14 protein-coding genes are annotated in these 14,042 nt (G+C 54.7%); 2 read left to right on the top strand and 12 right to left on the bottom strand.

The window, feature by feature from the left end; genetic code table 11:
- Positions 1–52 precede the first annotated feature (52 nt).
- From KTE_RS40920 to KTE_RS40890, 7 genes are all read right to left on the bottom strand, one after another.
- Positions 53–1,246 (bottom strand): S1C family serine protease, encoded by a 1,194-nt coding sequence (locus KTE_RS40920; RefSeq protein ID WP_201392198.1) that lies wholly within the window; start codon positions 1,244–1,246, stop codon positions 53–55.
- 199 nt (positions 1,247–1,445) lie between these two features.
- Positions 1,446–1,670 (bottom strand): hypothetical protein, encoded by a 225-nt coding sequence (locus KTE_RS40915; protein ID WP_201392196.1) that lies wholly within the window; start codon positions 1,668–1,670, stop codon positions 1,446–1,448.
- A gap of 177 nt (positions 1,671–1,847) precedes the next feature.
- Entirely contained in the window at positions 1,848–2,513 is a 666-nt protein-coding gene (locus KTE_RS40910; protein WP_201392194.1) for a phosphoribosyltransferase, read from the bottom strand.
- 189 nt (positions 2,514–2,702) lie between these two features.
- Positions 2,703–3,392, bottom strand: coding sequence for a dienelactone hydrolase family protein (locus tag KTE_RS40905; protein WP_201392192.1), 690 nt, complete (start codon positions 3,390–3,392; stop codon positions 2,703–2,705).
- A 134-nt stretch (positions 3,393–3,526) separates the two neighbouring features.
- A complete protein-coding gene (locus KTE_RS40900; RefSeq protein WP_201392190.1) occupies positions 3,527–3,676 on the bottom strand; it encodes a hypothetical protein in 150 nt (49 codons plus the stop codon).
- Between the two features lie 88 nt (positions 3,677–3,764).
- Entirely contained in the window at positions 3,765–4,853 is a 1,089-nt protein-coding gene (locus KTE_RS40895) for a DJ-1/PfpI/YhbO family deglycase/protease (protein WP_201392188.1), read from the bottom strand.
- 77 nt (positions 4,854–4,930) lie between these two features.
- Positions 4,931–5,212, bottom strand: a complete 282-nt coding sequence (locus KTE_RS40890; RefSeq protein WP_201374982.1) for a DUF2795 domain-containing protein — start codon at positions 5,210–5,212, stop codon at positions 4,931–4,933.
- Between the two features lie 249 nt (positions 5,213–5,461).
- Here KTE_RS40890 and KTE_RS40885 point away from each other — a divergent pair, with 249 nt between their 5' ends.
- Positions 5,462–5,887 (top strand): hypothetical protein, encoded by a 426-nt coding sequence (locus KTE_RS40885; RefSeq protein ID WP_201392186.1) that lies wholly within the window; start codon positions 5,462–5,464, stop codon positions 5,885–5,887.
- Between the two features lie 84 nt (positions 5,888–5,971).
- On the opposite strand, the gene KTE_RS40880 is transcribed toward KTE_RS40885, so the two are convergent.
- The 5 genes from KTE_RS40880 to KTE_RS40860 all read right to left on the bottom strand — a co-directional run bounded on the left by KTE_RS40880 (position 5,972) and on the right by KTE_RS40860 (position 11,353).
- Entirely contained in the window at positions 5,972–6,394 is a 423-nt protein-coding gene (locus KTE_RS40880; RefSeq protein WP_201392184.1) for a hypothetical protein, read from the bottom strand.
- 197 nt (positions 6,395–6,591) lie between these two features.
- Positions 6,592–7,548 (bottom strand): S1C family serine protease, encoded by a 957-nt coding sequence (locus KTE_RS40875; RefSeq protein ID WP_201392182.1) that lies wholly within the window; start codon positions 7,546–7,548, stop codon positions 6,592–6,594.
- A gap of 412 nt (positions 7,549–7,960) precedes the next feature.
- On the bottom strand, positions 7,961–8,872 hold the full coding sequence (locus KTE_RS40870) for an energy-coupling factor transporter transmembrane protein EcfT (protein WP_201392180.1): 912 nt from the start codon (positions 8,870–8,872) through the stop codon (positions 7,961–7,963).
- A 68-nt stretch (positions 8,873–8,940) separates the two neighbouring features.
- A complete protein-coding gene (locus tag KTE_RS40865) occupies positions 8,941–9,513 on the bottom strand; it encodes an ECF transporter S component (protein ID WP_201392178.1) in 573 nt (190 codons plus the stop codon).
- Between the two features lie 169 nt (positions 9,514–9,682).
- Complete coding sequence (locus KTE_RS40860; protein WP_201392176.1) at positions 9,683–11,353, bottom strand: ABC transporter ATP-binding protein; 1,671 nt, start codon at positions 11,351–11,353, stop codon at positions 9,683–9,685.
- A 522-nt stretch (positions 11,354–11,875) separates the two neighbouring features.
- Here KTE_RS40860 and KTE_RS40855 point away from each other — a divergent pair.
- Complete coding sequence (locus KTE_RS40855; RefSeq protein WP_201392174.1) at positions 11,876–13,999, top strand: molybdopterin oxidoreductase family protein; 2,124 nt, start codon at positions 11,876–11,878, stop codon at positions 13,997–13,999.
- Positions 14,000–14,042: the final 43 nt, after the last annotated feature.

Raw genomic sequence — 14,042 nt, 5'->3', positions numbered from 1 at the left:
TCCACTGCCCGCTACTGGCGTTCGCGGCTACTCTGGGGAGACTTTCAGTATCTCAGGTGGTAGGGATTTGTAGCTCGCCCAGGGTGACGAGAGCCGTTGCCTGGTTGTTGTCTCGGACATATCTCACCGTCACTTTGTCGCCCGGTTTTTTGGTCAGCAGATAGTGGCTAACATCTTCGTTTTGCTCGACGGAGACGTTATCGATCTGAGTGATGACATCCCCTGGTTGAATGCCTGCTTGTTCGGCGGCCCCACCTGCTTGCACCTCTGCAACCAGTAGACCCTTTGTGACGGAGAGGTTGCGTTGTTGCGCGATAAAGGGGGTAAGTGGGAGGGCTGTAATGCCCAGGGCTGCGCGCCCGGAGTTGGTGACGCGTCCGTCTTTGATGATCTGCGGAACGATAAACTTGACGCGATTGGCAGGAATAGCAAAGCCAACGCCGGAGGCAGGGGTCTTAAACTCGGGATCAATTGCCGCCAGCGTGGGTACGCCAACCACGTTACCATTCATATCGACCAGGGCGCCGCCGCTATTGCCTGGATTGATTGCCGCGTCAGTTTGGATCGTATCGGGGAGAACGGCGCCGCCACTGCCCTCGGAGACGATGCGGTTGAGGGCGCTGACAATGCCGCTGGTGACAGTCTGGGTGATGCCGAGAGGATTGCCGATAGCCATGACGGTCTCGCCAACGTAGACCCTTGAGGAATCCCCGAGGGTCGCGACCGGCATATTGCGGGTGGGCTTGATCTGGAGCACGGCCAGGTCATCGGTGGGATCGGTGCCTCTAATTTGTGCTGGAAGATGTTCTCCGCTGGCGAGCTGCACCTCAACGTTCTGCCCATTCTCGACGACGTGATTGTTGGTCACGACATACCCGCGCCTATCGATGATGATACCAGAGCCAAGCGAGCCACCGCTACTGGTCTTCACATTAATCTGAACAATCGTGGGCTTGACGCTGTCCGCGACCTTCCTGCGTATCTGATCGATCTGGATATTGGCGCCCTGCTGAGTGGGCGTGGCCTGGGGATTAGCTGGATTGAGGACGCCCAGTGGCCTCTGACTTACTAGGAGTGCCGCGAGAACACAGACAAGGAAGACGCCTGCCAGGACGCCCGCGAAGAACGGCCAGTTGCGTCTGCGGTCGTGATGTTCTGGAATAGGCTGCCCATAGTCCGCTGGACGCGTAGGTTCTGTAGGCTGTTCGTGATCAGGTGTTTCATCTGGATGATTGCTGCCGCTCATGCGCTTGCCCTTTGCTGAATATGTAGATCTGAGAGTTTTTGTGTAGAGTTTTTTTGCTGTTGCTACCATTCTACCGGCTTGCCAGGGCAAATATATGCGCATAACAGGATGTATTGTTGCCTGGTCTCTCGCGCCTGCGGCGCTCGCCCTGGCAGCCAGGGGCTGCCAGGGGGCACTATTTCACTTACGGCAAATCTCCCTACCTGGAGGGGCGCATCTGGTCCAAGAGCTCTCGGGCGCGTTGCGCCTGCTTGTTGCTGTCTTGCTGAACGCCCCTAAAGAATTGGGTCAGGTCCTGGTTCCCGCTCTGCTGCGCGTCCTTGGCGTAGGCCTCGCAGGTCTGTGCAGACTGCAGCGAGTGGTACATACAACTAATCAAGTCGTACTGCACATTGTCGGTATTGGTTGCCTGATTCTCTTGCATGCGTACTCCTCTTTCTTTCAATCGTTGTATCCTGTCCATGGCAATGGAAGACACGACAGGCGACATAGCTCTGCAAAAGCGGCATGTCATCCAATAGTGTCTGCTTGCTAGCAGAAACACGATTAGCCGCGAACCTTCGTTGACTCAGCTAGGAGGAAGAGCGCCTCTGCATGCATTTCAGGTTGCATGCTCACGGAGTTCCTGGCGATTAAGCGCGAGCAGTTCCCGTACTTGCTCATCGGAGGTCTGAGCGAAGTCCTGGTACCAATAGCCAACGCCGTAGAATGGCTCGGGCGTCTGAGCACAGATGAGGCGATCAACCTCACTTTGCAGCAAGAAGCAGGTGGGCATAGCCGCGACTGGTACGGCCACCGCCAGGTGAGCTGCGTGCTGATGCTTGATAGCTTGAATGGCTGCACGCATGCTGGCGCCTGTCGCCAGACCATCATCCACCAGAAGAATGGTTCTGTCCGCAAATATGGGTGGTGGTGCGTTGGCGCGATAGAGGCGTTCGCGTCGCTCAAGTTCTCGCTGCTCGCGCCTGGTCGCCTCCTCAATGACTGGTCCAGGTATACGTAAGTGTTCGACGACATCCTCATTCAGGACACGAATACCACCACTGGCTATGGCTCCCATGGCCAGCTCTTCCTGTCCAGGGACGCCGAGTTTGCGGACCAGAAAGACATCGAGCGGTAACTGGAGCTGGTGCGCTATTTCATAGGCCACTGGTACTCCACCACGAGGAAGAGCCAGGACCAGGGTCTGAGGCTGATTGGCGTAAGCTGTCAGTAGCGTGGCTAGCTGCCTCCCGGCGTCGTTGCGATCACGATAAATGTAGCTCATGCGTACCTCTCCTCTAAGATCTTATTCCGAAACCCAACGCCACTGGCATGTCTAGCGCTTCGCGCTCAGGGTTTTCGGAGAAGTAGTAAGTTGCCTCCTTTAGTGTAGTGGCTTACGTGCTACGCATTCTTCTTTGTGAGACGAGTATATCCGATAATGGACCATGAGGCGAATCCCCTATCTGGATCGCTAGTGTGTCGTACCTGTTGCTTGAGAAGCGAGGTGGCGTGTAAACCATTGGCCAGCCAGAGTAGCAACTTGTTCCAGTGTGCCAGGCTCTTCGAAAAGGTGGGTCGCGCCCGCGACGATTTCGAGGCATTTCTCGACGTGAAGGTGTGCGTAGGCCTCCTCGTTCAGGCGGATAACGATTTCATCACGCGAGCCGACGATGAGCAGGGTTGGTGCCTGAACCTGCTCTAACATGTTCCCGGCCAGGTCTGGCCTACCCCCACGTGAGACCACGGCAGCAACCAGGCGGGGTTGTTGCGCGGCAGCGACCAGAGCCGCAGCTGCCCCTGTACTCGCGCCAAAGTAGCCGAGCTTGAGATGCGCCACCTCGGGCTGTGTGAAGAGCCACTGTGTCGCACCAAGCACGCGCTCACTCAGGAGGGCTATATTGAAGCGCAGGTGTGCGTGTACCTGGTCGAGGATCTCTTCTTGCTCGGTAAGTAGATCGAGGAGGAGGGTCGCAATGCCAATATTGTGCAGGCAGCGTGCCACAAATTGATTGCGTGGACTGAAGCGCCCACTTCCACTGCCGTGTACAAAGACAACAATGCCCGCTGGCTCAGGTGGAACACGTAGATTACCAGCCAGGGTGAGATTTTCGTTGATTGGGATGAAGCAGGTGTCCTCGTTCCAATTTGGGAGGGTTTGCATGATCTGCCTCGATTATCTTCTTGCATGCAGAGGAGTTGTATTAAAACAACACGTAGCAAGCAGAAAAAAGGTTTCCTGTGAGGGTATGGTGTGGAACGGCCTACCGCCTTTTCACACCGTATCCTCTATGTATCTTAAATAAACTCTTCCTTTTCTTGCGGGTGCTCTTCTTTGGCTGGCTGGGAAGGAGATGTAGCCAGGGAAGAGCGGGCGAATAACACCACCAGTATGGCAAGTACAATAAAAAAGGCGATCACAAGCAGATAGGGGAGTACAGCTTCCATATTGCGCTGATCCTTTCTTGAAGTGCAGGTATATAGACACCTGCACTTCAAGTGTAAAAATGTATAGTAGGCGTGTATTTCAATAGCACTATGGTCTTGCCTGCTTCCTGGTGCTCTCTATGGTTGCTCCCAGCAGGCGCTGTTGCAGGGCATTGACCAGGTTTTGCTCAGATTTCGCGAGTGTGACCTCCATATGGTCAAGGATGGCGACCGTGATGGGATCTGTCAGGGTTGAACTCATCTGGTAAACGCTAGTGATTCGTGCTTGTAGGTGGTCAAGCACATGCAGCAGGATGGCCTGGCTATCGTGTATGTTGTGCCAGTCCTGCCTGGCCTCACGGGCGCCATCCTGGTTGACCGGTTGAAGATTGCCACCCAGGTCGTGCAAGCGCCGGGTCAGAAGCTGCATATGTTGCCTGGCTTCATCCCCTAGATCCTGGTAGATGGTCTGTAGCCCTTTGTCACCGACTTTTTGCGCATGTTGCAGGCACATATCCGCCGCATACTGCTCATCCTGGAAGGCGTGTTCAATGGCTTCAGTGATCTGACCTTTGCTGTTGCCACCCCAGTACTCGGCGACCTGCCACCAGGGAACTTCGACATTATTGATATCGTACAACTTCTTGCCCTCTATCTCCAGACCCAGGCGTTGTAACAATGCTGTCGCGAAAATGGGGAGATCACCTGGTCGACGTGCGGTAAGTAGATTGCCATCCTCTACCAGGGGCGCGTCAATGTAGGTTGCTCCCGCGTTTTGTATATCTTTGCGAATCGCGCGAAAGCCGGTCGCGTTCTTGCCGCGTAGTAGATCTCCCTCGATCAAAACTTGTGGCCCATGACAGATGGCGGCGACCAACTTCCCCTGATGCAACGCGTCGCGTACGAGGTGGACCGTGCGCATATTGGTACGCATGGTATCAGGTGCCATGCCACCTGGAATACAGATGGCGTCGAATGACCTGGCCAGTGCCTCAGCAGTGCTGGCATCCGCGTTAATCGAAATTCTACCTTGCTTCCCTGCATAAGAGACATGGCCACGAGAGCCCAGTATCTTAACATCCGCGCCCGCCTGTTGGAGCGCGTTGTACGGGATGAGAAATTCGCTGTCCTCAAAAGCGCTCTCGACCAGGATCGCGACGCGCTTTGTTGGCTGCTGACCTGGAAGATGTTGTTCCATATGACTTCTTTCTCTCTCTATCCCCCCTCGCTGATGCAAGGTCGTGAACTGCTACCTTTCAGGAAGTGAAGGGAAGGTTAGATTTGTTCTCCTTTACCACCCTGAGGAATGTTGCCGTTATAGTTGGTTGAGCGGACGTGAAGATCGGTATGGACCTCTGCCTCTGAACCACGTTCCAACCCCAGGTCACGCAACACGTCTGCCGGAGTATCAAACTTACGTTCGGGAAGCTCTACAAGCTTATCGCTAATCTGTTGCTCTACTCCATATTGTTTGGCGTAGGTCACCAGGTTGGCTTTCGTCGTAGGGTATTGCACTCCATTCAGAAACTTCTCCAGGCGTGCATATGGTTCCGTCATAAGTAGGCTGCTCCTCTCAAAATTTTATAGCTTCTGTTAGCTAGCACGTTGACCCGGCGTGAGAAGATACAGGCTCTTCTGTATAAGGAAAAAGATATAAGTGAGACTCTTCTGTTCGCTGATGCGTATTAGAATGGAGCATCATTATACCTTTTTACAGCAGCCAGCTCTTGATATGAATTTTTGCATCTGTGACATTCAAGAAGAGCCTGGTTTTTATCTATTATAAAAAGTAAAGGACGTACTTTTATGAAGAAGATTCTGGTAGTGGGGCATCACACCTTTGCGAATGAGGTGTCTGGCCTGCAAGTCACGTGGGGAGGCGAGCACTACCATCTCATCTATATTTCTTCTGGCGAAGTGGCATTGGATGTGGCGAGAGAGCTAAAGCCTGATGTCTTCTTACTCAATTATGCTCTTTCCGATATGAATGGGATTGAACTCTATGATCGTTTACATGCGCAGTCGGAACTAGCCGATGTCCCAGCCCTCCTCTCCTGTGTCCAGATTTTTGATGAGCCCCTGGCTGAGGCGGCAACCAGGCGCCACCTCTATATACTGAAACAGCATGTGGATCTCCTGGCTTTGTTCCGCCTGTTCGAGATGGCCCTCTCTGAGCGCAAGACATCGACGGCCAAGCGCCAGGTGGTTTTGCAGGGTGTGCGTGCAAGTTAACGTTCTAACACTTATCATCGGTATATCGACACGTTCGTTAGTGGCCAGGGAGGGAGCATGGCTCCGCGTAGGAGCAGCATACAGCTAAGTGGCCATCCCTGATAGAGTGCCAGGCCTAGCGTCAGCCCCCAATCGTTCAGTGGGCGTTGCTCTGGTGCACGCATGAAGAACAGGGGGAACGAGAGCAGCAGTGCGAGGCCCGTCCATATCAGAGAGGAGCATGAGGCGTTGCTGGGGAAACATCGCGCTAGCGAGCAGGAACAGCGCCAGCGCAAAGCTAAACCAGAGTACGGGCCGATGGCTCGCCTGTATCATCAAGCTCCTAAGCTCCATAGTCATCATGCAGAGCACGAATGTGAGGAGGGCGAAGAGGAACCAGCCGCCCAGCCAGACAAAGAGCAGCACAATAGGCAAGGCCACCGCGATGGTTGCGGCCCGCCTCCCTTGCGAAGATTGTTTAGCCGAGGATGATGGACTATCCTGCGCCAGGCCCTTCTCTACTGTCATATGAGTGCGTCCCCTTGTGCAATAAATACACTATGTGCTTTTAATACGTCCTTCAAGCCTGAAGCGTTTCTAAATTCACATGAATAATGGGGGAGGATTGGCAGCAGATAACTGCCAATCCTCCCCCATTATTCATGTGAATTTTTACCTGTCTCTCCATATGTACACAGCCGTAATAAAAGGCTGAAGCCGCGAGGCTAGCGGATATACTGGTCCATTACCTCTTTGACCTTGTTGGAGGGAATGGCAAAGCCCATGCCGTTGGCAGGCGTATTGAATTCGGGATTAATCGCCGTCAGCGTGGGGATACCGACCAGGTTCCCTTGCATATCGACCAGGGCGCCGCCGCTATTGCCCGGATTGATGGGGGCATCCGTCTGTATCGCGCTGTGCAGGGTGACGCCATGCCCCTCGGAGATCGTGCGTCCAACCGCGCTGATGATGCCGCTAGTGACAGTTTTGCTGATGCCCAGGGGACTACCGATGGCGAGCACATCCTGTCCCACCTGAAGCCCGGAGGAGTCACCCAGGGTCGCGGGTGTAAGTGGCGTGGACGTAGTGACTTTGATGATCGCCAGGTCATAATCGGCATTGGCTCCCACCAACTGGCCGGCTGTTTGGTGTCCATTGGGCAACTGAACGCGAATGTTCTGGGCGTTGCTGATCACGTGATTGTTGGTGACGATATAGCCTCGCTGATCGACGATGACGCCGGAACCAACAGAGTTGCTGGTCTCCTGCTGTGTGTTGATCTGCACCATCGAGGGCTGAATGCGGCTGACTACCTTGAGACGGGCCTCGCTCATAGAGGTAACTGCGATAGGCTGTACAGATGGGATTCCGGTGCCGACGCTGTTGCGACCAAAGGTCCAGCCAGCCCCAAAGAGCATTGCCCCAAAGGCGGTTGCGCACAGCAGGGTCAGGAGTATGGAGCGTAGAACGCGGTCATTGTGAGGTTGTGGTGGGGATGGACGCGCTCCCACGGTAGGTGCGTTGTAGTACTCTTTGTACTCTTGATTATAAGCCTGCCAGGGCTGGTATACCTGCCGAGGCGACCAGTTATCTGCTGGCCGGTAGCTTGGTGTCGGCTCAGTTATTTTTGTGCGTTCAAGTTCCCCATGATGGCTATCATCATGGGCATTAGGATCATACATAGCTCTACCCTTTCTTGAGAGCCACGGTGGGCACTTTGATCACAAGTCCAAGCTAGCTTGGACCCTACAGACTTATCCCGGCGAGCGGGAGGAGTCCATGCTTGCATGGACCCTACAACGGATAGGATGCACTATCATACTATCTAAAGTAATCGGACGATATGTAAGAAGTTCTCAATTAAGCTAGAAGCGCGCAATATGGTTGAGGTGTTCTCTCTCTATCACGTATGGGAATGCCTTAAAGTTGCCCGATTGGAGCGCAGTGCAGGCCAGGTAGAGCGATCAATTGGCTTGGTAACAAGTATACGTGATGCTTTCAGTGTAACGCTCTCCTAAATGCCTGGAGAGGAATATATTTGGGATGTGTAGCACTTTTGCTGTACGACAAAAGCGCTATACATCCCAAATATATTTAATGTAGCCAGGAGGCGGGGATGCCCTGAGTATGGAGTGTGTGGAAGATGCTGAAGCTTGAAAATCCGCCAAGAATATTGAACGACGTTACGCAGACGAAGGCTATGATACAGAGAGCGATCAAGATGATATCACTGCGGCGCGCATGTGCTTCATAGAGCCAGGTGCGCTTGCCCACGCCAAAGCAGCGTAGCTCCATGGCGTTAATGATATCTTCTGCTCCTAGAATGGAGCCTATGACCAGAGGTACGATGAGTGGGGCCAGGCGCGCGATCTTGCCGAAGATGCCGCCGCGCAGCTTGTCAAGCTCAAAGCCGCGTGCGCGCTGGGCGTCAAGCGTCGTACTAAAATCGCGGCCCACACTGGGAAGGAAGCGAAATGAGAGTTCGATGGCGTAAGCGATCCAGTCAGAGAGTCCCAGACCTTTGATGCCAGAAGCGATATGGCCCGGGTTGGTAGTGTAGGGGAATGAGATTGCCAGGAAAGCGATACTAAAATTGCGGAGCGCCTGCGTCAGGAGAAAGACCAGGCTTTCGACGCTTATTGGAAGCGAAATAATGCTGAGATAGGGGGCATGTGAGATGAAGCCAGGAAAGGAGATATGTGTGAGAACATGGAAAGAAGCGACATCCACACCGCGCACAACCGCGCCATTGGTTAAAAAGAAATTGCCCAGTACAATCATGATATTGAGCACAATGACGAAGCGCCAGGCTGTCCTGGTTTCTCGCCAATGTAGATGGCATTGCTGGTAATAGAAAGCGGATACGAGAAATGCTGCCAGCATGAACCAGAAATTCGAAGTCTGAGCGACCATCAGGCTGAAAGCGACCAGAAAGAGCAGCTTTGCGCGCACATCTAGACGATGAACTGGTGTGTCGCGCTCGACATAGGGAAAATTTATTAGCATAGCATGGGCCTACCCTTATCAAAGAAAGGTATGGAGCACACCTGAGAGGTATGCTCCATGTGCGTCTCTTAACCGCGTCCAGTGCGTCTCACCGCCGCATTATATGCTACAAGCAAGATTGGCAGCAGAATCAAGCCATTCACCAGGTCAGAGAGGGCTGCTGGTGTCAGGTACCCGAGGGTTGCCGTTGTAAAGCTGATCTTCGAGAGCCAGATCTCAGTGTACGAAGCGAAGGCGAGACCAACGATAATACCGATAGCGCTAAAGACCTCGGCGATAACGATCTTACGTGTGGTATTGTAGCGCCCAAGTGTGTAAAAGATGGCCACACCAGCGATAAAGCCGATAAGAGCATTACCAACGTCCCAGTTCCAGTAGAAGCCGCCACCGAGCCAGTCGCCCAGAATGTTGCCTACGCCTCCAGCGAAGAGGCCGACCCAGGGGCCATATAGGACCGCGAAGAGCAGGGGGATAACAATGGCCGGGCGCAGCGAGACATTGCCCGCGCTGGGAAGCTGAATAAAATTGCTCATGTAGCTTAAGCCGCCGTAAAGAGCCGCACCAAGCGCTGCATAGACCACGTGGCGAACGCTAATGCTCCAGAAATTGGACCTGGACTCGGTTTGTTCAATGGTTGCCATTGAGAAATATCCTTTCCGCGATAAAACAAAATTAATCGCTCGAAGAGGGTGAATAGAGAGTAGCAATGATAAAAGAAAATACAAGGGCCGTAAAAAAGTCTTTCCCCGGTAAAGATAGATCCCTGTAATGCACCTCCTTTCATGAAAAATTCCTGATAAGAGAGAGCGCCTAGCTCACCTGTTGCCGCGTACCTAAGAGGTAGTGCAGCAGAGAGGTAGGGCGGAGATTGCATTCATCCAGGAGCTTTGCGTCCGAAAGCACCTCAAGTGGCGCGCCATCGGCAACCAGGCGCCCATCCTTGAGCAGGAGGACGCGTTTTGTGAAGCGTAGCGCCAGGTCCAGGTCATGGGTAATAAAGAGCAGTGCATCCAGGCCGGGTAGGCTGCGCAGGTGCTCCATAAAATTCATATATGAGCGGTGATCCTGGCCAGCCGTAGGCTCGTCAAGCAGAAGAATACTGCTTTGCATAGCAAGCACCGAGGCGATAGTGACGCGTTTCTGTTGACCAAAACTGAGTGAGAAGGGAGAGCGCTGCTCAAAGGCATCGACATCAAGGGCTTTAAGCGAGGCCTGCACTGCTTCCTGGACGCGCTCCTTTGTAAAGCCCAGGTTGGTGGGGCCAAAGCTGGCTTCTTCAGTCACGCTAGGTGCGAAGAGCATGGCGTTTGGACTCTGGAAGACATAGCCAATGCGCGCGGCCAACTGGGCCACACTGAGCTTACGTGTATCGTCCTGATAGAGGTTAACGCGCCCCTTCGTGGGGCGGAGCAGGCCGAGGGCTTGCTTGACCAGGGTGGTCTTCCCCGAACCGTTTGGCCCGAGCAGCGCGATGGTCTCCCCGCGCTGTACGCTAAACGAGATGCCACGCAGGATCTCTTCGGAGAAGAGTCCGTAGCGGTAGTGGACATCCTCAAAGCGAAGGATGGGCTCAGTTGCTTGCTGCTGGTCTTCCTCACCCAGGGTAATGGGCTGAAGCAGCCAATCGCGCGGTTGTGCCGTTGCAGGTAGTGTGCGTAGCGTGGCCTCAACTGGGAGCTTGACCTGGGTAGGGTCGGCGATCTCAAGGAATTGGGCGGCGGGGCCAAAGAAGGCCTGTTTGCCCTCGCGCAGGAGCAGGACCTTATCGGGATTGAGCCGCAGGGCCTCCTCAACCCGGTGCTCCACAATCACTACAGTACGTCCCTCGGCCCGCAGATTGGCGATGAGTTGTTCCAGTTCATCAATCGCGCGGGCATCCAGGTTGGCGAAGGGCTCATCGAAGAGCATGATCGCGGGCTGCATAACGAGGATGCCAGTCGCCGCGACCTGTTGGCGCTGCCCTCCGGAGAGGGCGAAGGTTTCGCGCCCCTGATAGCGCTCCAGGTGTAGCTGCTCTAGGGAGTTCCTCACACGCTGGCGCATCTCGGGACGAGGCACGGCCAGGTTCTCCAGGCCAAAGGCGATCTCCTGTTCCACGGTGCTACCCACGACCTGCTTATCGGGGTCCTGGAGCATCGTCCCAATATAGTGAGCCAGGTCACGCAGCTTCAGGCCCTTTGTAGTGTGCCCCTGGAGCTGAATCTCGCCGCTGAGCACACCCTTATAGCTATTGGGAATAAGCCCATTCAAGCACTTGATCAGCGTGCTTTTGCCACTGCCGCTGGGACCAGCAATCAATAAGAGTTCTCCCGCCGGGAGGGTAAAAGAAATATCTTCAATCGTGGAGGGAGCCGAAGCCTCCTCCGTAGATGTCTTGGGGCTTGTATCATCCTCGTTGGCGCTACGATAGCGAAAGCTTAGCTGATGGACATGGATGGCTGGAGGAGGGGTAGAACTGTCTTGTTGCACGGATGTCGTCATTGGGCGACCTCAATGGTGTAAAAAATAAAGAAATAAGTGCGAGCAAGCTGCCCGACGCTGCTAAAGCATAAGCATTATTCTATGTAGAAGCGTGGGAAGCAGGCTATAAAATGGGAAGAGCTTATGTCTTATATATTACTCAAGAAAGGCTGGATTTGTCAATAATGACAAAGTAGATCAACAAACGCAACTTTGGCAATAAGACGAGAAAGTGCCAGGAAGCTTTTGGCAAAACATACAAAAGAGCGGACGTTAAATTTATGCTTTTTGTATCTAACGCCTGCGTTAATGCGATGGTACACTCTGTATTAGCGATGCTTCATGTGAATATTTAACATGACGAGTCAAGAATTAGTGCGTGTCGAGTAGTAACCAGTACCTGATGGGTATGCATGCGATGCAGCAGTATTTTTGCCAGCCATACCCTGGCTAAGCGATTGGTTCACTCAAGGAGATGAGGCTTCTGTTAAACACGGATGTTTAGCGGGAGCGCGCGTTAAAGCCATCTTATTGGGGGAACAAGTGCATAATACCGTTGCGCCATCCGTGGAGAAAGCGACTGAACAGGTCGCGACTCATTGTCCCTACTGTGCCCTTCAATGTGGCATGCTTCTCTCTGGTCCTCGCGACCAGGTTACGGTCGAGGGGAACGAACGCTTTCCTGTCAATAACGGGTCCCTCTGTGTCAAAGGCTGGAACGCCGCTGAGCTACTCAATCACCCCGACCGCCTCCGTACGCCTCTGTTGCGTGACGCGCAGGGAGAGCTGGTTCCCGCTTCGTGGGAAGATGCCTTAGCGCATGTCGCCGCCGCTATTCAGGCGACCCAGCAGCGCTATGGACGCGATGCAGTGGGTGTGTTTGGGAGTGGCTCGCTCACAAACGAGAAAGCCTATCTCCTGGGGAAGTTTGCGCGTGTGGCCCTGGGAACCTCGCACATTGATTATAATGGACGCTACTGCATGTCCTCGGCCGCCGCGGCCAGTCAGGCCGCCTTTGGTCTTGATCGTGGCCTGCCTTTTCCCCTGGAAGACATTCCCCATGCTGAAGTCATTCTGCTCATTGGCAGCAATATCGCGGAGACCATGCCGCCCCTCATGCAGTACTTCGAGGCCCAACGCCAAAATGGCGGGAAGTTGATCGTCATTGATCCACGCGCCTCAGTGACCACACGTGCCGCACACCTGCATCTCCGCCTGACCCCTGGCTCGGACGCGGCCCTGGCGCATGGACTGCTGCATATCCTCGTGCGAGAAGGCTTGATTGATAAAGCCTATATCGCCGAACGGACAGAGGGCTTTGAGCAGGTCAAGGGGCGTGTCGCGTCATACTGGCCAGAACTGGTCGAGCGCGCCACAGGCGTTCCAGAGGCGCTCTTTACCCAGGCTGCGCACCTGCTTGGAAGGGCACGCTCGGCGATGATCCTGACGGCGCGTGGCAGCGAGCAACAGAGCCAGGGAGTGAGCAATACCCTGGCTTACATCAATGTCGCGCTGGCGCTCGGCCTCCCTGGCCGTATCTATAGCGGCTTTGGTAGCCTGACCGGGCAGGGGAATGGTCAGGGTGGGCGCGAACACGGCCAGAAGGCCGATCAGCTCCCTGGCTATCGCAAGATTAGCGATCCAGGAGCGCGTCAGCACATAGCTGAGGTCTGGGAGATAGACGAGTCGGAGTTGCCTGGGCCGGGAAAATCGGCCTATGAGCTATTGGAGGGCCTGGGGCAGAAGGGAGGCGTGCGCACGCTGCTGGTTGTTGGCTCCAATATCGTGGTCTCAAGCCCCAACGCGCTACATATCCAGGAACGGCTCAAGGCGCTTGACTGCCTGGTGGTTTCTGACTTCTTTCTCTCGGAGACCGCGCAACTGGCCGACGTGGTGTTGCCATCGGCCCAATGGGCCGAAGAAGAGGGCACCATGACAAATCTTGAAGGTCGCGTCATTCGCCGTCGACGGGCCTTTGCGCCCCCACCTGAAGTGAAAACGGATGTCGAGATGCTCTGTCAACTGGCTGAATTGCTGGGGAAGGGGCGCTACTTTGCCTATGGCGAGCCGCACCAGGTCTTCGAGGAGCTGGGTCGCGCCAGCGCGCGGGGGAGCGCGGATTATGCGGGTATGAGCTATGAAAAGATCGAGGCCAGGAATGGGGTCTTCTGGCCCTGTCCAGGCAAGGAGCATTCCGGCACGCCCCGGCTCTTTCAGCAGACATTTCATACACCTTCCGGACGGGCCCGTTTCCATCCCGTGCGCCACCAGTCGCCAGCGGAGGTTCCAGACGAGGAGTATCCCCTCTACTTAACGACTGGGCGTGTGCTGGCGCAATATCAATCGGGAACACAGACGCGGCGTGTAGCACGTTTACGCGAGCTGGCCCCAGCGCCTTTCGTCGAGATTCACCCGACCACGGCTCGCCACTATGGGCTGGTGCAGGGAGCGCGCGCCAGGCTCACCACGCGCCGAGGCTCCATCTGTGGCACAGTCAAGATCACTTCGGACATACGTGAAGATACGCTTTTCGTACCCTTCCACTGGGGAGGGAAAGATGCGGTCAATCGCTTAACCAATCCGGTCCTGGATAGCACCAGCCGGATGCCAGAGTTTAAAGTGTGCGCGGTTCGCATCGAACGCGCTAGTGCCTCTTCGAAAACCTGAGCGCGAAAGCGCTAGCCGCGAGAGCGGCGTTGGTTTTCTCATA

It is taken from the genome of Ktedonobacter sp. SOSP1-85, assembly GCF_016587415.1.
GTDB lineage: Bacteria > Chloroflexota > Ktedonobacteria > Ktedonobacterales > Ktedonobacteraceae > Ktedonobacter.
This window is presented reverse-complemented; position numbering and strand designations above follow the sequence as displayed.